We start from the raw sequence: 24388 nt of genomic DNA, 5'->3' as shown, positions 1-24388 counted from the left end.
CCTCTTGACTCATGATCCAAACAAGCAGAAATTACACCTTTTTTAAATCACCGTATCACCGACTATGTTGAAAAAATTTATTGGCGAATCCGCATTTAAATTGGCGGGCTGGAAATACCACGTAGAACCTGATGTTTTAGAAAATAAACAAGTGATCGTCGGCTTTGAACACACCTCAATGATGGATGCTGTTCTTTCACTGGCCCTTTGCCAAATTTACGACATTAAAATTCACACGCTGATTAAAAAAGAACTCTTTAAAGGTCCATTTAAACCTGTTCTTGAAGCGATTGGCGGTATTCCTGTAGACCGTAAAGCCAATAAAGACATCGTGACTCAAATGGTTGAGCATTTTGAAGCCAATGAAAAATTTAATTTAGTCATTGCTCCAGAAGCGACACGAGCAGAACGTGGTGAAGCACGAAAACCGATTCGCACAGGCTTTTGGTATATCGCTAAAGCTGCAGGTGTGCCAATTGTATTAATGTATGCCAACTCAAAAACCAAACAAGGCGGTATTTTCGGTAAGATTTACCCAACTGACCTCGATCACGATTTAGCTTTAATTAAGCAGCTCTATAAAGATAAAGTAGGTTTAGACATCGTGATCCCAGAACCTAAAAATAAAGACTAAGTGCCATTCACGTTTTTTTAAGATATACGTACTTAAAGATATAAATGTATCGTGCTCCATGCATTGTACATTTATATCTTCCTTTTATAACAAGATCACCTCGCTCCTTTCAGCCCAATTCTCATCATAAGAAAAATTACAGTACGAGCGTTTAGACATTTCGCATTATTTTCTCAAATTTGGATATTTTTTTTTCAACTACTCAATTCCTGAAATCCAGTACTTTCACACAAAAAAGCCATTATGGTAGAATTTGCTCAATTTGATAGGCATAAGGCCAATCTACAAGGAGCATATTTCGCATGGCGGGTCATTCCAAGTGGGCTAATACTAAGCATCGTAAAGCAAAACAAGATGCGAGCCGCGCTAAAGTATTCACAAAATTTATCCGTGAAATCGTGACAGCTGCACGTTTAGGCGGCGGTGATGTAGCGTCTAACCCACGTTTACGTGCTGTTGTTGAAAAAGCATTAGTTGCAAACATGACACGTGACACCATTAACCGTGCAATCCAACGTGGTGTAGGCGGTGAAGAAAATGCTGATCTAAAAGAAGTCACTTACGAAGGTTATGGCGTTGGTGGTGTTGCTGTCATCATTGAAACAATGACTGACAACTTGAACCGTACTGTTCCTGACGTTCGTCACTGTTTCTCTAAAACTGATGGTAATTTAGGTACTGCAGGTTCAGTGGCTTATATGTTTACCAAACGTGGTGAGATTACTTTTGAAGATGTTTCTTTAGAAGATCAAATTATGGACATCGCTTTAGAAGCGGGTGCTGAAGACATCGAAGTGGACGAAGAAGAAATTCTAGTTATCACTACACCTGAAACTTTCGGTGAAGTTCAGGATGCGCTTGCAGCAGCAGGTTTAAAATCTGATAACGCCGAAGTGGTGATGAACCCTTCAACTAAAGCGTTAATTTCAGATATCGAACAAGCGAAAAAAATCATCAAAATGATTGATATGTTTGAAGATCTTGACGACGTTCAAAACGTGTATACCAACGTTGAATTCACCGATGAAGTGATGGCTGAGTTAGAAGCTCTATAATTTCTTCATTATGAAATAAAAAACGCACCCATCGGTGCGTTTTTTATTGCTAAGCTTTCAAGGGATAATGAGTTTGAATTAAGTGCAGCACTCAAACCTTATTTAACAATCCATTACAGTTAAAGACATTATATTGTTTAATCACGAAGCTCGAGTGTAATGCGACCACATGTTCAATTTTTCCAATACGCTTGAGTAAAATTTCACTGTAATTTTCCATATCTCGTGCCACCACTTCAACCAAGAAATCAGCTGACTGCCCTGTCACTAAAAATGCATTAATCACTTCAGGAATACTTTCTAATTCTTCTAAAAATTTTGCAAAAGTATCCGTATCATGTTTACTGAGTGACACCTGTAAAATTACATGTAGACTAAACCCTAATTTCTGATAATTAATTTCACGCTTTAAACCGCTCATAATATTGTGATCAATCAATTGTTTGATCCGCCGATGAACGGAACTGACCGATAAATTCACCCGCTCTGATAGTTCATTTAAATTGACATCTTCATGGGTCAAAATTTCTAAAATTTGTTTATCAAAACGGTCTAGTTCCATCGGTCTACTCCAGCCATTTTTGAAAACAGTGCTGATGATCCCGATTCATCAAACACCTGTTGTCATTTTCAATGTTATTTTAAATTTTAAAATCAGCATTTATGTGCAAGTTTTCTCATGTATAGCATGATTTATTAAAAATAATAAAGCTCAGATGCATCATATAAATAATAATTTGCATAAATATCTTGATTAAATGAATGTTTTTTCATCACGTTTTGATTTTTTATATTACCAAGTAAGTATTAAGTGGCTTAAAAAAAGCGCGCCATTAGGCGCGCTTTTTTTAAGCAGTATGACGCAAAGTTTCATATAAAGGGCTTATACACCACGCCAATCTACCCGTGCATTCCGTTCTGTTTGGTATATGCGTTGTACATATTGACCTAAAGGCAAATCGCTCAAATAGGCTTTATAAGCTTTGAACTCTTCTGACAAGGTTTCGCCATGCTCTTTTTCCCACGGCGTTCCGACAACCTCTAATAACGGCGCTAACATTGAACACACCGCAATATCGGCTAAACCTAATCGGTCGCCCACAAAATAACGCCCACCTTGTTCAATCAGACGTTGATTTAAATCAACCACAATTTCATCCAGTCGCTCACGTGAAGCCGCAACCTTATCTGTATCTAATTGATAACCCTTAGAAACCAGTGCCTTTATAATCGGTTTTGAATATTTTTCAAACTGACGTAAATAGCCTTTTTCACCAATTAAAATATCAAGTGATTCTTCACTTTCATTTAATACATGTGCCAACCCCCAACGGCGCACATGTTGCCCTAACTCAATGGAGAGTTCATTAATTTCTAAAGCGTCTTCACGCAGTTTGACATCTGGACGGATCAGACTATGTTCGGGGTAGGTCGCATCCAAGTAAAAGGCGATTTGAGTTGAATCTGCAACCCAATGATCTTGATCACGTAAAATCGGTAATTTGTTTTGCCCTGTTTTAAGCTGTGCAAATGCACGATGTACACCCGGCATTAAATTATGAGCCACATAATCCAACTCTTTATGATCGAGTAACCAGCGCGCCTTTTCACAAAAATGTGAGAGTGGAAACTGGTAGAGAGTTCGCATAAATGCTCCAAGTTTTTGTTGTAACTGTAGTTTATAAAACCCAGTAATTTTATAGGGATACTTTAGTCACTGTGTTATTGAAACACAATGTCATTTTTGCACCTATTCTGCATCTGTAGTGCAACTCAAGCATTATTCAGACGTGAATTCATCTCTATCTCTGCGCGATTCAATAAGATATACATTCTCCTGCCCATATCACCTGACTTTATTATGGCTTTCATGTAAAATCATCCACAATTTTTTTATAATACTTTGTGAGTTATTTCATGGGTTTTAACTGTGGTATTGTCGGCCTGCCGAACGTTGGTAAATCAACGCTTTTCAACGCATTAACCAAAGCTGCGATTGCTGCTGAAAACTTCCCATTCTGTACAATTGAGCCAAATACTGGGATTGTACCTGTACCTGACCCACGTATGGATAAACTTGCTGAAATTGTAAACCCACAACGTGTTGTCCCAACCACGATGGAATTTGTGGATATCGCAGGTCTCGTTGCTGGTGCATCTAAAGGTGAAGGCCTTGGTAACCAATTCTTAGCCAACATTCGTGAAACGGATGCTATTGCACATGTTGTACGTTGTTTTGAAGACGAGAATGTCATTCACGTAAATGGCAAAATTGATCCACTTGACGATATCGCAACAATCAACACTGAACTTGCACTTGCTGACTTAGAAGCTGTTTCTAAAGCAATTACACGTCTAGCAAAATCTGCAAAAGGTGGCGATAAAGAAGCGATTGCGACCAAAGCTGTTTTAGACAAAATCTTACCTTTACTGGATGAAGGTAAACCTGCGCGTGCAGCTGACCTTGATGAAGATGAACGTAAATTGGTGCGTGGTTATGGCTTCTTAACCCTTAAACCAACCATGTATATTGCCAACGTTGCAGAAGATGGTTTCGAAAATAACCCTCATTTAGAAGCAGTACAAAAATTAGCCGCTGAAGAAAATGCGATTGTGGTTCCACTTTGCAACCAAATCGAAGCAGAAATTTCATTACTTGAAGACGAAGACCGTGCGGAATTCCTTGAAGCTTTAGGCATGGAAGAACCTGGTCTAAACGTAGTTATTCGTGCAGGTTATGGCTTACTCGGCCTTCAAACATACTTCACAGCGGGTGTACAAGAAGTTCGTGCTTGGACAGTGAAAATTGGTGCAACTGCACCTCAAGCTGCTGGTGTGATTCACACTGACTTCGAAAAAGGCTTTATTCGTGCTGAATGTGTTGCCTACAACGACTTCGTTCAATATAACGGTGAAGCTGGCGCTAAAGAAGCTGGTAAATGGCGTTTAGAAGGTAAAACATACATCGTTCAAGATGGCGATGTTTTACACTTCCGTTTTAACGTATAAAACAGCACCCATAAGAAGCCAGCAATTTGCTGGCTTCTTTAATTTTAGGCAAAAGCTCAAGCCAAAAAATAAGCATATTTAAAAACTTAAAACCTACTTAAAAACAAAATTATATCGACACGAATACATGATTTGGTTGCCGAGTCACCACAGTGCAACGACTTAAATCTCTACCGTTCTGCTATAAATTTACTCATAGGCACTAATGCCTATTTTCATAGAACAATAGCAATGAAAAAAATCAGCACAATTCTAACAGCAGGTATCTTTACAATGCTTAGTGCAACTGCGTTTGCATGTCCACAAGGCACCACACTTACAGGTGGTACAGGTGCAAACCATAAAGGTGGTACTTGTGTTTCCATTGCAAAAGATGCAAAACATCAGGAACGTACTGCTACACATGCAGCACAAGTTGCGCAGCATGATGCAAAAGTCGCTCGACACGATGCAAAACAAGCCAGCCAATTGGCTCAGAGTCAAGTGAAACATAATCAAAAATTAGCAAAACATGATGCAGCTCAAGCACAGCATCTTGCAACACAAGCAAAATCAGAAGCTAAAACTTCAGCCCTTGCTGCCAAAGCTGCAAATACTGACGCAAAAGCAAAAATCGCTGCACAAAAGGTCGCAGCGGAACAACATAAAGCTGCTGTGAAATCCTAAACAGTTGAGAATTAACACATAGCACAAAAAAAGCCGGAATTATCCGGCTTTTTTATTCAAATCATTTATGGGTGAGCAGTTTGTAATGCTTTTGCATCCATCTCTGCGCGCTGTCTTCTTGCTTCTGTCAGCATGCTTTGTTCAAGCTCTTTACGAAAGCCGAGTAGAAACACAAACTCAGCTAGAACAAATAAAGGTCCTATTGCCAAGCCAATAACATCATCCATAAACGCAGGCTTTTTCTTTTCATAATAATGGCCGATAAACTGGATGATCCAACCCACTACAAAGATTCCCACACTCCAAATCAGCCATGACATGAGGCTCATCTTTGCGATCATCAAGGCTAAGGGATACGTAACCGCAAACACCAAAAGCATAATCAAACCGAAAATTTTATCTAAACTCAGGTAATAAATGACACTGGCAATAATCAACAACAATGCAAGGGTCAGTTCAAAACCTGAAATCATTAGCCCTACTCGTGCTGTTAGGCACATAATCGAAAACACAATAAGCGGAATACCCACAAAATGCGTCAGCACATTTTTTCGATCTAAATGATATGCTGCATACTGGCTTAGCAGTCTTTCAAGTTTGCTCATTAACTTACTCCTTGTTCATTTACTCATTTCACTATATAAAAAATGCATCAATAAAGTTGTCAGCTAATAGACAAGTTGGACCAAAAAATAAGGATATGCTGTGCTGGACGCTCAATATGTGCATCAACTCAATAAAAATGTATGGTATTCAGGCTTAAATCTTTCCTTCCAAGACTTTATCTGCCGCCATGCCCTGACCTTAGCTTTCGAAAAAGACGCACGTGTTTTTTTATCAGGACAGCGTTTTAATGGTATGTATGCGGTCTTAGAAGGCGCAGTTCGCTTAGGCTATATTGATATTCATGGCAAAGAAGCGATTGCCGCCATTGCTGAGCCGATTATGTGGTTTGGCGAAATATCCTTGGTTGACCAATTACCACGTTCTCACGATGCCATCTGTACCAAAAAGTCCACCTTATTACACTTACCGGCTCAAGCAATTCAGCAATTATTACAACAACACCCTGAGTTTTGGTTTCATATTGCCCAGCTCACCAGTCAAAAACTTCGCTATGCCTTTATGGAACTCATAGCCTTACAAACGCAAAGTTTAAGTCAACGTCTCGCACAGCGTCTGCTGTTTATTTTAAATGGATATGGAAATCATTTGGAAATTGAGCAACACACCATACATATCTCGCAGGAACAACTTGCGCAACTGATGAATTGCTCAAGACAATCAGTCAATCAGGAGCTTCAGCAATTGGAAAAAATGCAGGTCCTTCGTGTTGCGTTTAAACAAATTGAAATTTTAGATCTAGCGGAGTTACATCAGATTGCTCATGCACTTCCTGTGCATGATGTCTGACATTTGTGATTTAAATAAGTGCATTTAATTGCACCAGAATGATTCTTTATAGTTATTTTGCTTTTATTTGTAGCACTTCGCTTTATTGAGTTTTGATCAAGACAATAATTTGCAAACATTTACACTGTCAAAACCATTTGTACATGCTGCAACTTCTTGAGTTGATGCTTCTGATTTGTCTTCAGTCGCTGCTTGTGCATTGAGCGCTGTAGTCAAAACAGCCAAAACCGATAACATCATTAATGTTTTTTTCATCTTAATCACCTATTCAACGTCTTTAATTTAATTTACATACTTCATCTTATACGCAGTTATTTTTACACAATTTATCAAATAATGATAATTTTAATTTTTTATTACATTATTCATACTTTGTATTATTAATATTTTAAAGATATTAATTAAAGAGAAAGTCAGACGACTAGCGTTCTATAATGGGGAGTTTTTAACAATAAATTTTTCTCAAAAGATATTTTTACAATTCATTATCAATGCTTTATCTATTTAAATTCAAAAAATAAACATGTAAATTTGAAACTAAGCTCAACACAAAGACAGCAGTCTGATTTATTTTTTATATGAAATAGCAATGTTTTTAGGAGAATTTTCCAATCCTCTATTATAGATTTATTCTTGTTTTTTGATATTTTCCAAAAAAAAGCAGTGAAAATTCACTGCTTTGATCGAGTTAAACACCTACTTTTTTCGGATCGGTATTTCCGAGTTCAGGGTTTTCAATCGCACCTTTGCATTGATTTTTATCACGCTCATAATCTGCTTGCTTTTGTGCAACAGTCGAACTCTGATCAATACTTTCACGTGCCCAAATTTCCAGACTTGTTAAAGCTTTACGACACAGTGCATATTTACCTTCAGTCACAGAATCGGTCATTTTGACATTGATACGCCATTCGGTACTCAATTTACGTGCTGGAACACGGACTTTCTCTTCCATCTGATCGACTTGCTTTGCATAAACAATCGGATCGGCTTCATTGATAAACGCCCAAGCTTTGGCAGCATACTCCGTTGCATCATTGGTTAATTTGGGTGCTGCTTTAATTTCGACTTGAGCTTGTTCAGCTCCATCATTACCACAGGCCTGCAACAACACCGTGCTGCTCAATAATGAAACAATCAGTATCCCACGCATCTTTAACCTCTGCATATCCAGCTCATTTCAGCAAACATATTCGGCAATATGCTAGTGAATTCGAGTACAATACTCAATCATCATTTGACCTGTTGTTCAACTCTTTCAAAGGTGTGTCGTGTCTGAGCACAAACTTCCTACAGTTCAGCCTGCGGGTTTTTGGCAAGGTGCTAAAGATAGTCAAGCCATTATCTTTACCTATCTTCCTGTTTCTTTTGCATTTGGGGTTTCTGCGACTCAATTTGGTTTCACTGCGTGGGAAGCCTTATTTTTATCTTGCTCTATGTATGCCGGTGCCAGTCAGTTTCTCGTCGTTGCTTTACTGGGAAGTGGAACATCCATTTGGATGACTGCACTCACTGTGATTGCTCTCGATATACGCCATTTACTTTATGGCCCTGCCTTACAAAACCTGATTCAAGATCGACTTAACTTAAAGAAAACGGCAGTTTGGGCTTGGGGTTTAACCGACGAAGTTTTCGCATCAGGCATGATCAAACTGTCGCAACGTCGTCAAGAATGGTCAGAATCTTGGATGTTAGGACTCAGCTTATTTAGTTGGCTGTCTTGGGCAACAGGCTCATTTTTAGGCGGTTTATTTGCCGATCAAGTCAGCAACCTTCCACAATTTTTACAAGCCGCACTCGACTTTCTACTGCCTGCATTGTTTTTAAGCTTTTTACTTGCCGCATTTGAGAAAAAACATACATTTGTGGTCACGGTTACAATTATTGTTTCTGCGATTGCCTGCTACTTTATTGACTTGTCTGCCGCGATTTTTATCGGTATTTCTTCTGGTATTTTTGCCGGTTTATTCAAACATTATGTTTTAAAAAAACCTGATCCTGAGCATATGGGTGAAGCATCATGAATCTAGAAATTATCCTGGTCGGGATCTTGGTCGGAATTGCGAATTTTGCATCACGGTTTGGGCCATTTTTTGTAATTCAGAAATTTCAGCAAGGTTCACAGCAGCGTGGTTCTTTATGGCTCAAAATCGCTTTGGGCTCGATTGGTATCGCTGCAATTAGTTCAATGTTGGTGGTTGCAACCTTACCGCCTCTGCTTGAAACACCAAACAAAAGCTTTGCCATGTTGGTTGGATTTGCTGTGCTTGCAGGCTTGTATTTCAAGTTTAAAAAAATTGTACCTGCTACGCTCACTGCGGCCCTGACTTATGGCTTAGTCTATACCTATATACCTTTTCATCTCTAAAGCCGAGTCTGCGACAATCCAAATAAAAACTTCAAGCACAAGCTACTTTAGCCTGTGCTTTTTAATTAGCAATAATTATGAGATAGTCAGCGTATAACATAAAAAAATCTATATAAAACCAATAGATGGCAAAGTACCATGCTATTCAAGACAAAATTTATATTCATTCTAGACAACCATATGAATTGAGTTGGGGACTGCAAAAGCCCATCGAAGCGTAAATTTTTAATGCTTTATTCAAAGTCAGCTGTTCAGTGGTAATTTCTACGCTGTACATTGCCAACCTGCTGATCAGATCCGCGCCATTTATATCGAAAAAAATCAGCAAAAGACGATTGTGGGTTTATACAATGGCACACAGCAGATTCTGCATTTACACCCGCGTCGCCAGATGTTTCCGCACATATCTATGCCCCATCTGTTCAGTAATTTTCTGCAGCTGACCGGTTTTTTATTGATTTTTCTAATGTGTATTTTCAGCTTTAGTTCATGGCTCAATTCATCATTTCAGCTTCTGTCAGTGGCTGCAGACGTACTCTATTTCACTGCCGTTTTAGTTGGCTTGATATTGATTTTATGCATATGCGCCGCACTACTGCTCGGATTGCTGTACTGGCCCAACTTCCGCCAAACCACTGTGCAGCTTCGTGCGCTGCAATGTGCAAATTTGGATATTGAGCCATTCCGTGCATGTGTAAAAAATGTAGGCGTATTTAAAGTGAATTTAACTAAAAACAACTAATTACCACTTTTTAAAGATTTTAACAGATAAATAATTACACGAACGCTCCCCCATAAAGATATAAAAAAAATTGTTGGACAATATCATTTATTTATGTGAACACTCGCTTATCTCTCGAACAAGTTCTGCTATGCTTAAATTCCCATAAAATCAAGCATGGATGATTTACATGAGCGTCACTATTGGTACTCCACTTCAGTCTTCAGCGTATAAAGTCTTACTGTTAGGTTCTGGTGAACTCGGTAAGGAAGTTGTGATTTCATTGCAACGTTTGGGTGTAGAAGTTCATGCTGCCGATCGTTATGACCATGCTCCTGCCATGCAAGTTGCACATTTTTCTCATACTTTAAATATGGCAGATCCCGAGGCACTTAAAGCCTTAATTTCTCAAGTGAAGCCTCATTTGATTGTCCCTGAAATTGAAGCCATTGCGACTCAAGTTTTGGTCGAGATTGAAGAACAAAAGATTGCCACTGTCATTCCTTCTGCAAAAGCTGTCAACCTGACGATGAATCGTGAAGGGATTCGCCGTCTAGCTGCCGAAGAGCTTGGACTCCCGACTTCAGCCTACCGATTTGCCAATACCCTTGAAGCGTTCCGTGCAGCATGCGATGACATTGGCTATCCAAACTTTGTTAAACCTGTCATGTCGTCTTCGGGTAAAGGACAGTCACGTGTAAAAAGCTTTGATGAAGTCGATGCTGCTTGGGAATATGCACAAACAGATGGACGTGTAAATCAAGGCACCGTGATCGTGGAATCACAAATTGACTTTGACTTTGAAATCACCCTGCTGACTGTTCGTGCTAAAAATGCAGAAACAGGTGAAATAGAAACATCATTTTGCGACCCAATTGGCCACCGCCAAGACTCTGGTGACTATGTGGAAAGTTGGCAGCCACAACTTATGACTGCTCTTGCATTAGAGGAAGCCAAGCGTATTGCCAATAAAGTAACCATTGCATTAGGTGGATGTGGCATTTTTGGGGTGGAACTGTTTGTCAAAGGCGATAAAGTATGGTTTAGTGAGGTATCACCTCGTCCACACGATACAGGCCTTGTCACTCTTGCATCGCAATTCCAAAGCGAATTCGAACTGCATGCACGTGCCATTCTTGGTCTGCCTGTGAATACTGCTCGACACAGTACTGCTGCGAGCGCAGTCATCTATGCAGGCGTGGATGATACCAATTTATCATTTACTGGCTTAAATCTTGCTTTGGCTAATCCAGACACCGATTTACGCCTCTTTGGTAAACCAGAAGGCTTTAAACGTCGCCGTATGGGCGTAGCAACAGCACGCGCTGAAACCACAGATCACGCGCGTGAACTTGCTCAACATGCTGCACAACAAGTCAGTGTTCAACAAAACTAAGTTTGTAACACCTTAACGGACCACTGTTCATGATCAATACGCTTCCTCTGCTGAATTACATTAAAAGTAACCACGACATTCAGGCGATTAACCAATGGCGCTCAGATGTTGAAAATCAGCTACAGGAATGCTTTGAAAATGGACAGTCGATTCGTGATGTGATTTTGGCGCGATCGAATCTAATCGATGAAGCTTTAAAGTTCTTATGGACACATGCTGAACTCGACCAAACCGATCTCGGTTTGTTTGCTGTAGGTGGCTATGGTCGCCGTGAAATGCTGCCATACTCCGACGTCGATATCATGATTTTGTCTGAGGATGAAATCAGCCCAGAACAAGAAAAACTCATCTCCAGCTTTATTTCAACACTTTGGGATGTTGGTAATTTCAAACCGGGCATCAGTGTACGTACTATTAACGATTGTGTTGCTCAAGCCACCAATGATTTAACCGTGGCAACAGCGCTGATCGAAGCACGTTTGATTGTGGGCAATGAACACCTAGCCAAATGGCCACGCCGTATCGTGTCACAGACATGGACGGATAAAACCTTCTATGATGCCAAAATGCAAGAGCAAGCCAAACGCTATGCTCAACATAACAATACCGAAAGCAACTTAGAACCCGATATTAAAAATGCGCCCGGTGGTATCCGCGACATCAACCAAATCGGTTGGATTGCAAAGCGTCATTTCCGTGTCAATCGCATCTATGACCTTGTACATCTAGGTTTTATTTCAGAGTTTGAACTTGGCGTTCTTGAAGAAACAGAAAGCTTTCTTTGGGAAATCCGTCATCATTTACATCGCTTAACCAAGCGCGACGAAAACCGCTTACTGTTTGATTATCAACGTGACATTGCCGCTAAATTTGGCTATCAGCGTGAAGAAGGCAAATCACCGAATTATCCAATCGAACAGTTCATGAAACGTTACTACCGTAGCGCTCAGCAAGTGACGACTTTAAATGAAATGCTCTTGGCTTATTTCAATGAATCGGTCATCACACCGCGCTTGCCTGACTATGAACGTAAGATTGAAGAAATCAATGCCAACTTCAAATTAGTTGATGGCAAATTGGCGGTGCAGCATCATAAAATTTTCTCTGAAAATCCAAGTGCTATTTTAGAAATTTTCTACCTCTTGGCGAATCGTCCGGAAATTGAAGGCATTCGTGCCCGAACTTTACGTCTATTGTCTCTTGCGGCAAAACGTATTGATCAAAACTTCCGTAACAATCCCGCACATCAAGCCTTATTTATGGCGATCATTCGCTCACCCTACCGTTTATATGACACCATGGTGGCGATGAAACGTTATGGTGTGCTCGGCAACTATATTCCTGCCTTTGGGCAAATCATGGGACTCATGCAATACGACTTGTTCCATATTTATACTGTCGATGCCCACACCCTATTATTACTACGTAATTTAAACCGTTTTAAAGAGCCTGAATTTGCTAAGGACTTCCCTGTCGTTAGCTCCGTATTCCAACGACTGGCGCGCCGTGACATTGTTTATTTAGCGGCAATTTTCCATGATATCGCCAAAGGTCGTGGTGGTGACCACAGTGAACTTGGTGCAGCGGATGCAATTGCTTTTTGCCGTACCCATGGGTTTACTGAACGTGAATGCAACCTTGTCGCATGGTTGATTCAAAACCATCTATTGATGTCCGTTACTTCTCAGAAAAAAGATATTTCCGATCCAGATGTAGTGAAAGAATTTGCTGAGAAAATGGGCGATATGGAACATCTCGACTATCTTTACACATTGACAGTTGCTGATATCAATGCAACTAATCCGACGCTTTGGAATACATGGCGTGCATCCCTCATGCGCCAACTGTATACACAAGCGCGTGATGTGATTCGTTCTGGTTTGGGTCGTCCTGTAGATTATCCAATGCTGATCGAAGACACTAAATTTGCGGCCAGTGAACTATTAGTCAACGATTTTTCGCTCTACGATGTAGAAACTGTTTGGCAAGAACTCGGTGATGAATATTTCCTAAAAGAATCTGCCGATGAAATCGCATGGCATACGCGCGCCATATTAAAGCATGGCAATAATGCAGAACCATTGGTACTGATGCGAGCACATCGCAAATTTGCACAAGATGCGGTACAGATCTTTATTTACACCCAAGATCAGCCTAACTTGTTTGCGACCACAGTGGCTATTTTGGACAGAATGAATCTAGATGTTCAAGATGCCCGTATTATCACTGCATCCACTGCATTTAGTTTGGACACCTATGTTGTACTTGACCGTTTTGGCACCTTATTAACAGATCCAGAGCGTGAGCAAACCGTTATTGAAGCGCTTAAAAAAGCCTTGAGCCAATCAGACAAGTACCCAGGCCTGATGCAACGTCGCATTCCACGTCAACTGCGTCATTTTGATATTGAAAATACCGTGAGTATTTCTTTTAATGAAGCGCTTCAACAAAATATGGTTGAAATTGCGACACTTGACCATCCGGGCTTACTTGCTAAAGTCGGTGGTTTATTTATGATGCAAGGCCTAGATATTCACTCTGCGAAAATTGCGACGCTCGGTGAACGTGCTGAAGATATTTTCTATGTCACTAAAAAAGATGGCTCACCTATGAGTGATTCAGAAGCGGAAACGTTTGCTGCACAGTTAAAGTCAGCACTTGATGAAGCTTCGAATCAGGTTTGTAGTCATCATTAACTTAAATTGATCGGTATCCATTCCATGAACTCCAGTTTGTCATTATTGCACCCTTATCCATTTGAAAAGCTAAATAAGCTATTTCAGGATGTGAAACCCGCAGATTTGCCTTTGATTCCCCTATCGATTGGTGAGCCAAAGCATCCTGCACCGGAGTTTGTGAAACAGGCCATTATTGATAATTTTCAACACTTATCTACTTACCCAAACAGCAAGGGTTTACCTGAGCTTCGCACGAGCATTGCAAATTGGTTAACTCGTCGCTTTAAACTCAATAGCATCAGTGCAGACACCAACGTATTGCCTGTGTCTGGTACACGTGAAGCGATCTTCTCGTTTGTACAAGCTTTGATTAAACGTGAAGATGCCCCATATGTGGTGATGCCAAATCCGTTCTACCAAATCTATGAAGGCGCAACTTTACTTGCGGGTGCAGAACCTTACTTCATTAACTGTACAGAAGAAAATAACTACCTTGGCGACTTTGACGCTGTGCCAGCTGAAGTTTGGGAAAAAACCGCTTTACTGTTTGTCTGCACACCGGGTAATCCTACAGGTGCGGTACTTTCTAAAGAACAGTTTAAAAAACTGATTGCACTGTCTGACCAATATAATTTTGTGATTGCATCTGATGAATGCTACTCAGAGCTTTGGTTTGATGAAGCACCTGTTGGTCTGCTTGAAGTCTGTGCTGAAATGGGCCGTGATGATTATAAGAACTGCGTGGTATTCCACTCACTGTCTAAGCGTTCAAACTTACCGGGTATGCGTTCTGGCTTTGTTGCAGGTGATGCTGCGCTTTTAAAACCTTATTTACAATACCGTACTTATCATGGCGCTGCGATGCCTGTTCAACACCAGTTAGCTTCAATTGCAGCTTGGGATGACGAAGCACACGTCGAAGAAAACCGCGTCCAGTACCGTGCAAAATTTGAATTATTCCAACGCGAACTGGGTCACCTACTACCATTACAAAAACCTGATGCAGGGTTCTACTACTGGTTAAAAGTGGATAATGATGAAAGCTTTGCCAAAATGCTCATGGAAAAAGCACACGTTAAAGTGCTTCCAGGCCGTTATTTATCGCGTGATACTGCACAAGGTAATCCGGGTGAAAACCATGTCCGGTTAGCCCTTGTTGCTGATATTGCCCAATGTGAAGAAGTCATTCGTCGCTTAAAAGCAGTACTTTAATTGATTTAAAGCGTTTTGCTTAAAACAAAAAATGCCACAGATTTGGGGCATTTTTATTTGAGTCATTTCTTAACCATCATTCAGAGAAAATCATTTAAGGGTATTCACTTAGAAACAATTATTAAGAAATCATTGAAAAATATTAGAAATCAAATGTAGCACTCAATTTAAATGTTCGAGGTTCGCTCAGTGACAAATACGTATAGTCGTTCACCGATGCAGAGGCCCAATAGTCTTTATCTAAAACATTAGTCACACTAAAATTCAAACTGGTGGGTACATTCTTGATTTGCGTTTTATAGTTTGCACCCAAATCTATACGTGTCCAATCTTTAAGTTTCAATGTGTTGGCATTGTTTGCATAAGTTGAACCCGTATATACAACACGCCCATTTACACTAACATCTTGTTCAATCGGTAGTTTCCAATCCGCTTCGACATTGGCTTGGAACTCCGGCACACTGATCACACGATGTCCATCAAATAAACCTTGGTATGTGTCTTTTTGCTCGGTATCAATCCAAGTTGCACCGCCCAATATTTTGATTGAATCTGTTAATTGACCATAGGCATTAAATTCAAGCCCTTGGTGAATATTCGTCGCTTGACTGATTTGTGCAGTCCCCGAGCTATTCACTGAGGCTTTTTGGCGATCTGTATAGAAATAATTCAATGTTCCACCAATCAAGCCATTTTCATATTTCACGCCCAGTTCTTTTTGTTTCGACACAAATGGATCGGCAATAAAGTTGTTGCCTTCGCTATCCAAAATCGCTTCGCCTTGAACCAAAGCTTCGATGTAATTGGCATACATAGACCATTCAGGCGTTAATTTATAACTCACGCCCAATACTGGTGTGAGCTGATTTTTATTAATATTGTATTTATAGGTTCCGTAAGAATATACGTCTTGATCAACTTCCTGATAACGCGCACCCAGCATGAGCGTTAAACGATCATCTAACATCGAAATATTGTCGCCCAAGGCAAAACTTTTCAACGTACTGACACCCGCTTTTGGATAAGTCCCTTCTCCCCCCAACCATTTGTCAATGTTTGAATCTTCGGTGTAAATCGGATCATAAAAATTATCATTCAAACTGGTGGCATATCCATAGCTATAGCGTTTATCTGCACGATATAAAGAACCAGAAGCGACCACTTGATGTTTTAAAGCACCTGTTTCAAATTTAGTTTTCACACCCAGTTCTGCTGAATGATTGCGATCTTTACGTGGAATCATCGATGCAGAAAGTTTTGCTGTTCCTGCTGCGGTATCACTTAATTGCTGGCTTGAGTAAACACCGGCTTCTTCTGATGTTCGAAAACCATATGCTGCATAGGCTGTCGTTGCATCGGTTATGTCATATTCTGCACGTACACTTCCGAATAAATCTTCTTCGTTTGAATAAGTCCATGCTTGGCCATGATAATTAGCATACTGAGCAGCACTCGGAAGCTGTGTAACTGCATTGGTTAAACGCAAACTTGGTCGATTTTCTGAAAGGCGGTTATTGTTATAACCCAAATCACCAGATAGGCGGAAACGATCTCCTTTGTAGTCCGCAGCAATCAAAGCCAATCCAAGTGTTTTCTTTTCTTGATCAATCTCGGTTCCGCCATCATGGTATGCGGTATTGACCCGCACCCCAAATTGATCTTCTGCCCCAAAGCGACGTGACACATCCGATGCTACATAGGCACCATTGAAGTTTGTACCCACCGTCACACGTGTTAATGGATCATTACTAGCACGTTTCGGAAGTAAGTTAATCGACCCACCAATACCTGTTCCACCTGGGATTGCACCATTTAAAAATGCCGAAGCGCCTTTAAAGACTTCTACCCGCTCAAACAGTTCTGTTGGAATATATTGGCGTGGCAATATGCCATACAGCCCGTTATATGCCGTATCATCTGATGCCAGTGCAAAACCACGAATAAAATAGGCTTCTTGAAAGTTCCCATAACCTTTGGCGGTACGCACACCAGCATCTGCTTGTAGCACATCCCCAACGCTTTTCGCTTGGCGGTCTTGAATATATTGCTGGGTATAACTGGTGATATTAAATGGTGTTTCTAAATTTTTCTGATTACCGAAAATGCCCACTTTACCACCTGTCGCGACTTGCCCCCCTGCATAAGGCTTCATCAAGCCATTTGCAGAAGCATCCGCACTCACGACCACATTAATGGCTTCTAGCGTTTGAACTTCAGTACTATCGATATTGGCAGCGGGATGTTCCGTTTCAGCGACTTCATTCATCAAATACACAAGGATTAAGTAATTTAATTTCCACTCATGAAACCAATTTTCAAGCTTCATCTATCAGATGAAAACCCAAACAATGACAAATCATTCTCGGAGCTTAAGACAATGATTAACATATGCCTTCTACTACAGGCTTATTGAGGTGGATGAATAGCAAATTCATGTTCAACGGTATAACTGAGATTTTTATCGACCATCGGAATGGGTTCAAGTCGCGCAACCAATAGGGATTTTTGTACTTTTTGATCAAAGCTTTTAGAGCCTGAACTTGCGATGAGTTTTGAGCTACCAATATAGCCTGTTGCAGCAATCACGGTGAGCTGTAGTTTGACAGGATGCTTATATGTTTTCATTTCAGACACAGACAGCACATATTGTGGTGCATTTACCCAAGAGACTTCATACATTTTCGGTTTGACATGTGGATCAATTACATCGGCAACACGCGTAGGTTGGTATTCTTCAACAGGTGTTTTTAATAATTGCAATAATGCATTGACCCGAGCATCTGTCGTGCGGTCTAGATTGCTGGCATCAACAGACGTTTTTACAACTTCAGATGCGCTCAGATTGCTATCTGCCCAAGCTAACCCCACAAATACGAGTAAAAAAAACGTTAAAACACAAATTCGACGTTTAACCATCTGCTTAAACAATGTTATGACCTTCAAATAAAGACACTTCAGTATAAAACATCCAAAAAATAAAGACGCTTCCGCGCCTTTATATCAACCTCAGTTCGGCCAATGATTCACTTCATTTTGACTGAGCCAAAGCTTTTTCAATATCTTCATTCAAGGTTTCAGGCTTTGTCGTGGGTGCATAGCGGTTCAAGACCTGACCATTTTTCCCTATTAAAAACTTCGTAAAATTCCACTTAATGCCATTTCCCAATACGCCTTTCGAGTTATTGGTTAAATAACGGAAAATCACATGCGCTTCAGGGCCTTTTACATTTACTTTGGCAAACATCGGGAAAGATACGCCATAGTTTTTTTGACAAAACGCGCCAATTTGATCATTCGAGCCCGGATCTTGTCCACCAAATTGGTTGCATGGAAAGCCTAAAACCTCCAAACCTTGATCTTTATATTGTTCGTAAATTTTCTCCAAACCTGCAAATTGAGGAGTGAACCCACATTTGCTGGCGGTATTTACAATTAATAAAACCTTACCTTCATAATCTGCAAAGGATTTATTACTTCCGTCCAGTAATTCTGCTTCAAACTGGTGAATAGTTGTCATGGATAAGTTTCCTCATCATTTTTTTCTTTTGTTTCTAATTCTAAGGATGCCGAATTAATACAATAACGTAATCCAGTCGGCTGTGGGCCATCAGCAAAAACATGCCCTAAATGTGCGTCACAATGATGACAAACAATTTCTGTCCTGACCATACCGTGTGTCGTATCTACATTTTCTTCCACCGCAGCAGGTTCAATCGGCTTATAAAAGCTCGGCCAACCACAACCGCTATCGTATTTTGTTTCAGAAGAAAAAAGCGGTTCCCCGCAACAACGACATACATAAGTACCAGCTTGTTTAGTATTCCAATATTTTCCAGTGAAAGCTTGCTCCGTGCCTTTCTGACGCGTTATGCGAAACTCTTCTGGTGACAATTCTCTTTGCCATTCTCTTTCTGTTTTATTGAGTTTTCCCATGATGACGTCCCTTTATATCGTGGTATTTAAAATAGGATAATCCTATATTTACGTCATTCAATCTTAAATTTCTAGTCTTTATTCAACAATTTACAAAATCTATATAATGACCAAAAAAGCAAAAGGTAAGCAAATCTAAATCAATGGTAAGCAAAATGCCAAATTAAATGCTTTTTTGTGAGCAACTTTAGTGATAATCTTAGCGCTACTCTTGCTCAGGATTAAAAAATGTCGCAGAAAAAGAGCGTAATTTTTAAAAATCTGCTGCCCGTGATCAAACAATATCAACAGGCAGGGTTTACGCATGAAAAAATAGTTGCTTTACTCAGAGACGAACATCATCTCGATTTAGTAACGACCGAGACATTTAAAAGCTATTTATACCGTTATGCAAAAGTGACCTCCACTCTTTCCGAGAATATAAAAATGCCGAATACGTTTAACACCCCACGCGAAATTAAGAAATCGTCTAAGCTCGAGCATGTTTGCTACGACATTCGCGGACCAGTGTTACGAGCGGCCAATGAGATGGAAGAGGCAGGCCATAAAATTATTAAATTAAATATTGGTAACCCTGCTCCTTTTGGTTTTGAAGCACCTCAAGAAATTATTAACGACGTGGCACTCAACCTGCCAAATGCAATTGGTTATACCGACTCAAAAGGCATCTTCCCTGCGCGTAAAGCGATTTGTCAGTATTATCAACAAAAAGGCATCTTAAACATGCACGTGAATGACGTGTATGTCGGTAATGGCGTATCTGAACTGATCGTGATGGCAATGCAAGGCTTGCTCGACGATGGCGACGAAATGCTGGTGCCAATGCCGGATTATCCGCTTTGGACAGCAGCAGTTAACCTTTCTGGCGGTACAGCTATTCACTATAAATGTGATGAAGAAAATTTCTGGTATCCAGATATTGCCGACATGGAAAGTAAAATCACCCCGAATACCCGCGGTATCGTGGTGATTAACCCAAACAACCCAACAGGTGCGGTTTACCCACGTCATGTGCTTGAGCAAATTGTGGCTCTTGCGAAGAAATACGATTTAATTTTGTTTGCTGATGAAATTTACGACAAGATCGTTTATGACGGTATTGAACATGTTTCTGTTGCTTCATTGGCAGGTGATCAACTGTGTATTTCTTTCAATGGCTTATCTAAAGCGTATCGAATAGCCGGTTACCGTTCAGGCTGGATGGCAATTACAGGCGATAAATCACGTGCGCTAGACTACATTGAAGGTTTAGACATGCTCGCGTCGATGCGTCTGTGTGCCAACCACCAAGCGCAATATGCGATTCAAACAGCCTTGGGCGGTTATCAATCGATTAATGATCTCATCCGTCCGGGCGGTCGTTTATATGAACAACGCAACATTGCTTGGGAAATGTTGAATGATATTCCAGGTGTATCTTGTGTGAAACCAGAGGGTGCTATGTACTGCTTCCCTAAATTGGATCCTGAAATTTACCCAATCCAAGACGATGAGAAATTCATGCTAGATTTCCTCCGTGCTGAAAAAGTACTGTTGGTTCAAGGTACGGGTTTTAACTGGCCGACACCTGATCATTTCCGTGTGGTGTTCTTGCCTGCTGAAAATGAACTACGTGAAGCACTCACTCGTTTAGGTCGTTTCTTGGCGAAAATGCGTTAATTCATAAGTGCTTTAAAAATAAAAAAACCGTACGCCATGTACGGTTTTTTATTACTGTATCTTTAAATTTGATTTCTTACTATACGCACACCACAGCTATCTTTTTGAATAGTTAAGTTTTTAAGAATTAATTTTTAGCTTAGACCTTAGTCAAAACTTTAAGATCTGTTGATTTTTCTATAGCCTATTCATGTTATTTTTTAACCAATCATAAAAATACATGAGTACAGGATGTTCTCTAACAAAATTAAACTGAGCCTATTTCTCTGTCTAAGCATGTGCCTAGGCATCGGGATATTACGTTTTTCCTATACCGCACTCCTCCCTTCAACCCGTGAAGCATTTGGTTGGAGCCCAAGTTTTGCCAGCATCTTAGGCAGTGCCAATTTGCTCGGCTACTTGATCGGTGCATTTTGGGCCATGAAATTACCCCAAAATAAAAGCATGGTGAATTATATCCAACTCGCAGCTATTGCAGGGACACTCAGTTTACTCAGTTGTGCATTTTCAGGTTTTTCAGAACTTTGGTATAGCACTTGGCGCGTTATTTCAGGGATCAGCGGCGGCTTACTAATGATCCTCTCCCCAAGTGTCGTGGCCCAATGTTCACAGCTTCAAGACCGCTTTAAAATCAACTTTATTGGTTTCAGTGGTATTGGCTTAGGGGTGTTAATGGCAACGCTATTTTTGCCTTACATCCAAGATATTTCGACAATGTGGGCTTGGTTGATTTTGTTTTCTTTTTCAGCCCTGATTTGTATTTTAATCAGCGTGCTTTTGAAGAGTTTTAAATCACAGCTCACAACACTCACCGCGATTCCTGCAGTAGAACATAAAGTCGATGGAATTTTCTATTGTCTCTTAATTGTGTATAGCACCAGTGCATTTGCTTACGTGCCCCATTCATTATTTTGGATTGACTATTTAACTCACACCCTACACCTGAGCCCGATCGGGATCAATTTCAATTGGATTTTATATGGTCTAGGAAGTGCTTTAGGAGCCTTTGCTGCTTACTGCTTGGCACAAAAACTGGGAAATATTAGTGCTCTTAAAATATTATATAGCAGCTATGTCTTGGCGATTTTTATAGCAATTATTAATATCCATCCACTTTTTACTTTTTTATCTTCTTTTGCTACAGGCCTGCTCAATCCAGCAGTGGTTTTTCTCACCTCTTATACCATTCTGCAAATCTATGGTAGCGCCTATAAAAAGCTCTGGAGTATTGCAACCCTGTGCTTTGCATCTATTCAATTGATTGGCGGTTTAAGCTTTAGTTTTTTACAGCGAATTGGTATTGATTATTCACAGCAATTTATTTTGGCCGCATGCGTACTCTGCATTGGAACAATGCAACTCTTTTGGTTCACTCGAACAGCAAAATTAAGTAAGCATCTCGTCTAGGTAGATCACAAGACATTCAACTACATCACCAATCATGTATATAAAGAAAAGACCTATTTAAATAGGTCTTTTCTTTTTGATAAATCGTGAATGGACTAAGCTTTTTTCAGCTTTTTCTTTAACTTTTTCAAAGCAGAATTATGCTTTGAAATTTTGTTCAACCTCGCTTTAATTTCCTTTTTAAGTGATTTGGTTTTCTTAGACAAATTCATCTCCTTCTCGTCTACGTATAAAACTTAAATTTCGTTCAATTAGAAAATCGTTTGACCAAATGAACTTTGACTCACAAAGTCTTTAGCCTATTAATGATGTTGTTGACGCTGATTTCGTTGATGTGGCTGTTGTTTCTGTTTCTTTTGGTCTTGTTGCTGTTGCTGTTGCTGTTGCTGTTGCTGTTGCTGTTGCTGTTGCTGTTGCTGTTGCTGATCATTTTGCTGCTGTTGATCAGTTTGTTGGTTTTGTTGATGCTGTTTACGAGACATTTCATTTCTCCTTTTCATCACAAGTGTCGCAATGTACTACTACTAGATGTACTTCTACTAAAGGACAACAACCAATGTACCGCTAATTTTCAAGGATCCAAGCCAATAAATGTTTCGAATTACGTCATTGTAAAATCACTGGCGAATAATTAATTTGAAATCAATCCCCCTCTTTTTTTTGCATTACCTAAGTTCACGCTAATAGTGCGGTTTTAAACTTTTGGTAACATGACAAGCATGCCAGACCATCTGATTGATTGCGTGAAGTCACCTTTTGATTGCTGTTTTTTGAATGGTATTGTGAAGCTATGATTCTGTGTTTTTAATGTTTAGTCCTAAAAAAGGACTGAATGATTCAATCCTTTTTACCTAGCCTTTTATGCATCTAGCTTTTTTACACCTAGATTAGCAAATAAAGTTAGTCCATATGCTCAATGATGGCTTGTCCAAACTCCGAACAACGCAAGAGTTTTGCACCTTGCATGAGTCGTTCAAAATCATAGGTCACTGTTTTGGCTTCAATCGCCCCCGCAATACCTTTAATAATTAGATCTGCCGCTTCAGTCCAGCCCATATTTCGCAGCATCATTTCTGCAGACAGAATAATAGACCCAGGGTTTACTTTGTCTTGACCCGCATATTTAGGTGCAGTGCCATGTGTCGCTTCATAAACTTGTACCGCGCCACCAATATTGGCACCCGGTGCAATACCAATACCGCCAACTTCAGCCGCCAAGGCATCCGAAATATAGTCACCGTTTAAATTCAGGGTAGCAATAACTGAATAATCGGTCGGACGCATTAGAATTTGTTGTAAAAAAGCGTCTGCGATCGCATCTTTAATCACGATCTCTTTACCCGTTTTCGGATTTTTTATTTTGACCCAAGGACCGCCATCCAAGAATTCACCACCAAAGCGCTCAACTGCGACTTCATAGCCCCACTCTTTAAACGCTCCTTCGGTATATTTCATGATATTACCTTTGTGCACCAAAGTGACATTCGGCTTATCGTTATCAATGGCGAATTGAATGGCCTTACGCACCAAACGCTGAGAACCTTCTTTAGATACAGGCTTAATCCCGATACCGCAATTTTCCTCAAAGCGAATCTTAGTGACGCCCATTTCCTCTTTGAGAAATTTGATCATTTTCTTGGCTTCAGGCGAATCTGCTTTCCATTCGATCCCTGCGTAAATATCTTCTGAGTTCTCTCGAAAGATCACCATGTCTGTACGTTCAGGATGCTGAACAGGTGAAGGAACGCCCTTAAACCAACGTACTGGGCGCACACAGACGTAGAGATCTAATTCTTGACGTAGTGCAACATTTAGCGAACGAATGCCACCACCTACAGGCGTCGTTAACGGTCCTTTAATTGAAACCACAAATTCGCGTAAAGCCTCAAAGGTTTCTTCGGGCATATAGGTACCATAAATTTTATTGGCTTTTTCACCACAATAAACTTCCATCCATTCTATGGCACGTTTTCCACCATAAGCTTTTTGTACCGCGGCATTCACCACGGTTTTCATCACTGGAGTGATATCAACACCAATACCATCGCCTTCAATAAATGGAATAATTGGATTATTGGGAACATTGAATGATAAGTCTGAATTTACTGTAATTTTTGTCCCATCCACTGGAACGACGATCTTTTGATAACCCATTTTTATGACCCTCCCTGAGAAGCGAGTGAAAAAATAATTGCTGTTTGATAAGACTTTTAATTGCGCTTCACGCATAATACTCT

24 protein-coding genes are annotated in these 24388 nt (G+C 40.2%); 13 read left to right on the top strand and 11 right to left on the bottom strand.

The features are described from left to right. Positions 1–64: 64 nt before the first annotated feature. Both FTV04_RS02675 and FTV04_RS02670 read left to right on the top strand, forming a co-directional pair. Positions 65–634 (top strand): 1-acyl-sn-glycerol-3-phosphate acyltransferase, encoded by a 570-nt coding sequence (locus FTV04_RS02675; protein WP_078189041.1) that lies wholly within the window; start codon positions 65–67, stop codon positions 632–634. Positions 635–936: 302 nt separating this feature from the next. Then, positions 937–1689 (top strand): YebC/PmpR family DNA-binding transcriptional regulator, encoded by a 753-nt coding sequence (locus tag FTV04_RS02670; protein ID WP_078189042.1) that lies wholly within the window; start codon positions 937–939, stop codon positions 1687–1689. 91 nt (positions 1690–1780) lie between these two features. On the opposite strand, the gene FTV04_RS02665 is transcribed toward FTV04_RS02670, so the two are convergent. Both FTV04_RS02665 and FTV04_RS02660 read right to left on the bottom strand, forming a co-directional pair. Further along, positions 1781–2251 carry an Lrp/AsnC family transcriptional regulator gene (locus FTV04_RS02665; RefSeq protein ID WP_180050071.1) on the bottom strand — a complete coding sequence of 157 codons (471 nt, stop codon included), beginning with the start codon at positions 2249–2251 and terminating at the stop codon, positions 1781–1783. 321 nt (positions 2252–2572) lie between these two features. Then, positions 2573–3337, bottom strand: a complete 765-nt coding sequence (locus FTV04_RS02660; RefSeq protein WP_168379640.1) for a glutathione S-transferase family protein — start codon at positions 3335–3337, stop codon at positions 2573–2575. Positions 3338–3606: 269 nt separating this feature from the next. Between FTV04_RS02660 and ychF the strand changes: the two genes are divergently transcribed. Then, positions 3607–4698, top strand: coding sequence for a redox-regulated ATPase YchF (gene ychF / locus FTV04_RS02655; protein WP_078189045.1), 1092 nt, complete (start codon positions 3607–3609; stop codon positions 4696–4698). Between the two features lie 231 nt (positions 4699–4929). Next, positions 4930–5364 carry a hypothetical protein gene (locus tag FTV04_RS02650; protein ID WP_180088478.1) on the top strand — a complete coding sequence of 145 codons (435 nt, stop codon included), beginning with the start codon at positions 4930–4932 and terminating at the stop codon, positions 5362–5364. Between the two features lie 65 nt (positions 5365–5429). Here the strand turns inward: FTV04_RS02650 and FTV04_RS02645 are convergent, their stop codons facing one another. Further along, entirely contained in the window at positions 5430–5969 is a 540-nt protein-coding gene (locus FTV04_RS02645; protein WP_180056006.1) for a DUF962 domain-containing protein, read from the bottom strand. A 100-nt stretch (positions 5970–6069) separates the two neighbouring features. Here FTV04_RS02645 and FTV04_RS02640 point away from each other — a divergent pair, with 100 nt between their 5' ends. After that, the gene (locus FTV04_RS02640) at positions 6070–6777 is read left to right on the top strand and encodes a Crp/Fnr family transcriptional regulator (RefSeq protein WP_180056007.1); all 708 of its coding nucleotides are present in this window, start codon (positions 6070–6072) and stop codon (positions 6775–6777) included. A gap of 96 nt (positions 6778–6873) precedes the next feature. Here the strand turns inward: FTV04_RS02640 and FTV04_RS02635 are convergent, their stop codons facing one another. Continuing rightward, a complete protein-coding gene (locus FTV04_RS02635; protein WP_180009458.1) occupies positions 6874–7032 on the bottom strand; it encodes a hypothetical protein in 159 nt (52 codons plus the stop codon). Positions 7033–7465: 433 nt separating this feature from the next. After that, complete coding sequence (locus FTV04_RS02630; protein ID WP_111885993.1) at positions 7466–7945, bottom strand: hypothetical protein; 480 nt, start codon at positions 7943–7945, stop codon at positions 7466–7468. A 103-nt stretch (positions 7946–8048) separates the two neighbouring features. Between FTV04_RS02630 and FTV04_RS02625 the strand changes: the two genes are divergently transcribed. The 6 genes from FTV04_RS02625 to dapC all read left to right on the top strand — a co-directional run bounded on the left by FTV04_RS02625 (position 8049) and on the right by dapC (position 15152). Continuing rightward, entirely contained in the window at positions 8049–8801 is a 753-nt protein-coding gene (locus FTV04_RS02625) for an AzlC family ABC transporter permease (RefSeq protein ID WP_078194362.1), read from the top strand. Beyond that, entirely contained in the window at positions 8798–9145 is a 348-nt protein-coding gene (gene ygaH, locus FTV04_RS02620) for an L-valine transporter subunit YgaH (RefSeq protein ID WP_078189050.1), read from the top strand. Before FTV04_RS02625 ends, ygaH begins: the two co-directional genes overlap by 4 nt. 466 nt (positions 9146–9611) lie before the next feature. Beyond that, the gene (locus tag FTV04_RS02615; protein WP_180088523.1) at positions 9612–9887 is read left to right on the top strand and encodes a hypothetical protein; all 276 of its coding nucleotides are present in this window, start codon (positions 9612–9614) and stop codon (positions 9885–9887) included. Positions 9888–10047: 160 nt separating this feature from the next. Then, positions 10048–11262, top strand: coding sequence for a formate-dependent phosphoribosylglycinamide formyltransferase (gene purT / locus FTV04_RS02610; RefSeq protein WP_180088522.1), 1215 nt, complete (start codon positions 10048–10050; stop codon positions 11260–11262). A 29-nt stretch (positions 11263–11291) separates the two neighbouring features. After that, positions 11292–13958 carry a [protein-PII] uridylyltransferase gene (gene glnD, locus FTV04_RS02605; protein WP_180004107.1) on the top strand — a complete coding sequence of 889 codons (2667 nt, stop codon included), beginning with the start codon at positions 11292–11294 and terminating at the stop codon, positions 13956–13958. Positions 13959–13982: 24 nt separating this feature from the next. Beyond that, positions 13983–15152, top strand: coding sequence for a succinyldiaminopimelate transaminase (dapC, locus tag FTV04_RS02600; protein WP_180088520.1), 1170 nt, complete (start codon positions 13983–13985; stop codon positions 15150–15152). Between the two features lie 142 nt (positions 15153–15294). On the opposite strand, the gene FTV04_RS02595 is transcribed toward dapC, so the two are convergent. The 4 genes from FTV04_RS02595 to msrB all read right to left on the bottom strand — a co-directional run bounded on the left by FTV04_RS02595 (position 15295) and on the right by msrB (position 19085). Then, complete coding sequence (locus FTV04_RS02595) at positions 15295–17418, bottom strand: TonB-dependent siderophore receptor (protein ID WP_180088629.1); 2124 nt, start codon at positions 17416–17418, stop codon at positions 15295–15297. Between the two features lie 140 nt (positions 17419–17558). Next, a complete protein-coding gene (locus FTV04_RS02590; protein WP_218949885.1) occupies positions 17559–18080 on the bottom strand; it encodes an energy transducer TonB in 522 nt (173 codons plus the stop codon). Positions 18081–18180: 100 nt separating this feature from the next. Beyond that, complete coding sequence (locus FTV04_RS02585; protein ID WP_078189057.1) at positions 18181–18669, bottom strand: glutathione peroxidase; 489 nt, start codon at positions 18667–18669, stop codon at positions 18181–18183. After that, positions 18666–19085, bottom strand: coding sequence for a peptide-methionine (R)-S-oxide reductase MsrB (gene msrB / locus FTV04_RS02580; protein WP_078189058.1), 420 nt, complete (start codon positions 19083–19085; stop codon positions 18666–18668). The genes FTV04_RS02585 and msrB overlap by 4 nt, the downstream gene beginning before the upstream one ends. A 228-nt stretch (positions 19086–19313) precedes the next feature. Between msrB and FTV04_RS02575 the strand changes: the two genes are divergently transcribed. Together FTV04_RS02575 and FTV04_RS02570 are read left to right on the top strand one after the other, a co-directional pair. Next, on the top strand, positions 19314–20744 hold the full coding sequence (locus FTV04_RS02575; RefSeq protein WP_078189059.1) for a pyridoxal phosphate-dependent aminotransferase: 1431 nt from the start codon (positions 19314–19316) through the stop codon (positions 20742–20744). A 231-nt stretch (positions 20745–20975) separates the two neighbouring features. After that, the gene (locus FTV04_RS02570) at positions 20976–22151 is read left to right on the top strand and encodes a YbfB/YjiJ family MFS transporter (RefSeq protein WP_180063170.1); all 1176 of its coding nucleotides are present in this window, start codon (positions 20976–20978) and stop codon (positions 22149–22151) included. A 302-nt stretch (positions 22152–22453) separates the two neighbouring features. On the opposite strand, the gene FTV04_RS02565 is transcribed toward FTV04_RS02570, so the two are convergent. Both FTV04_RS02565 and icd read right to left on the bottom strand, forming a co-directional pair. Further along, a complete protein-coding gene (locus tag FTV04_RS02565) occupies positions 22454–22633 on the bottom strand; it encodes a hypothetical protein (RefSeq protein ID WP_180088516.1) in 180 nt (59 codons plus the stop codon). Between the two features lie 418 nt (positions 22634–23051). Next, positions 23052–24305 carry an NADP-dependent isocitrate dehydrogenase gene (gene icd / locus FTV04_RS02560; protein WP_180009426.1) on the bottom strand — a complete coding sequence of 418 codons (1254 nt, stop codon included), beginning with the start codon at positions 24303–24305 and terminating at the stop codon, positions 23052–23054. Between the last annotated feature and the right edge of the window lie 83 nt (positions 24306–24388).

Origin of the sequence: Acinetobacter sp. YH12219 (assembly GCF_013417875.1) — a bacterium.
In the GTDB taxonomy this organism is placed as follows: Bacteria; Pseudomonadota; Gammaproteobacteria; order Pseudomonadales; family Moraxellaceae; genus Acinetobacter; species Acinetobacter amyesii.
The sequence above is the reverse complement of the archived record's forward strand: the minus strand, read 5'-3'. Positions and strand labels throughout refer to the sequence as shown.

What these genes read in the sequence shown, in the direction of transcription:
- FTV04_RS02675 (WP_078189041.1), top strand. Translation starts at nt 65, where the DNA reads ATGTTGAAAAAATTTATTGGCGAATCCGCATTTAAATTGGCGGGCTGG.
- FTV04_RS02670 (WP_078189042.1), top strand. Translation starts at nt 937, where the DNA reads ATGGCGGGTCATTCCAAGTGGGCTAATACTAAGCATCGTAAAGCAAAA.
- FTV04_RS02665 (WP_180050071.1), bottom strand. Translation starts at nt 2,251, where the DNA reads ATGGAACTAGACCGTTTTGATAAACAAATTTTAGAAATTTTGACCCAT.
- FTV04_RS02660 (WP_168379640.1), bottom strand. Translation starts at nt 3,337, where the DNA reads ATGCGAACTCTCTACCAGTTTCCACTCTCACATTTTTGTGAAAAGGCG.
- ychF (WP_078189045.1), top strand. Translation starts at nt 3,607, where the DNA reads ATGGGTTTTAACTGTGGTATTGTCGGCCTGCCGAACGTTGGTAAATCA.
- FTV04_RS02650 (WP_180088478.1), top strand. Translation starts at nt 4,930, where the DNA reads ATGAAAAAAATCAGCACAATTCTAACAGCAGGTATCTTTACAATGCTT.
- FTV04_RS02645 (WP_180056006.1), bottom strand. Translation starts at nt 5,969, where the DNA reads ATGAGCAAACTTGAAAGACTGCTAAGCCAGTATGCAGCATATCATTTA.
- FTV04_RS02635 (WP_180009458.1), bottom strand. Translation starts at nt 7,032, where the DNA reads ATGAAAAAAACATTAATGATGTTATCGGTTTTGGCTGTTTTGACTACA.
- FTV04_RS02630 (WP_111885993.1), bottom strand. Translation starts at nt 7,945, where the DNA reads ATGCAGAGGTTAAAGATGCGTGGGATACTGATTGTTTCATTATTGAGC.
- ygaH (WP_078189050.1), top strand. Translation starts at nt 8,798, where the DNA reads ATGAATCTAGAAATTATCCTGGTCGGGATCTTGGTCGGAATTGCGAAT.
- FTV04_RS02615 (WP_180088523.1), top strand. Translation starts at nt 9,612, where the DNA reads ATGTGTATTTTCAGCTTTAGTTCATGGCTCAATTCATCATTTCAGCTT.
- purT (WP_180088522.1), top strand. Translation starts at nt 10,048, where the DNA reads ATGATTTACATGAGCGTCACTATTGGTACTCCACTTCAGTCTTCAGCG.
- glnD (WP_180004107.1), top strand. Translation starts at nt 11,292, where the DNA reads ATGATCAATACGCTTCCTCTGCTGAATTACATTAAAAGTAACCACGAC.
- dapC (WP_180088520.1), top strand. Translation starts at nt 13,983, where the DNA reads ATGAACTCCAGTTTGTCATTATTGCACCCTTATCCATTTGAAAAGCTA.
- FTV04_RS02595 (WP_180088629.1), bottom strand. Translation starts at nt 17,418, where the DNA reads ATGAATGAAGTCGCTGAAACGGAACATCCCGCTGCCAATATCGATAGT.
- FTV04_RS02585 (WP_078189057.1), bottom strand. Translation starts at nt 18,669, where the DNA reads ATGACAACTATTCACCAGTTTGAAGCAGAATTACTGGACGGAAGTAAT.
- msrB (WP_078189058.1), bottom strand. Translation starts at nt 19,085, where the DNA reads ATGGGAAAACTCAATAAAACAGAAAGAGAATGGCAAAGAGAATTGTCA.
- FTV04_RS02575 (WP_078189059.1), top strand. Translation starts at nt 19,314, where the DNA reads ATGTCGCAGAAAAAGAGCGTAATTTTTAAAAATCTGCTGCCCGTGATC.
- FTV04_RS02570 (WP_180063170.1), top strand. Translation starts at nt 20,976, where the DNA reads ATGTTCTCTAACAAAATTAAACTGAGCCTATTTCTCTGTCTAAGCATG.
- FTV04_RS02565 (WP_180088516.1), bottom strand. Translation starts at nt 22,633, where the DNA reads ATGTCTCGTAAACAGCATCAACAAAACCAACAAACTGATCAACAGCAG.
- icd (WP_180009426.1), bottom strand. Translation starts at nt 24,305, where the DNA reads ATGGGTTATCAAAAGATCGTCGTTCCAGTGGATGGGACAAAAATTACA.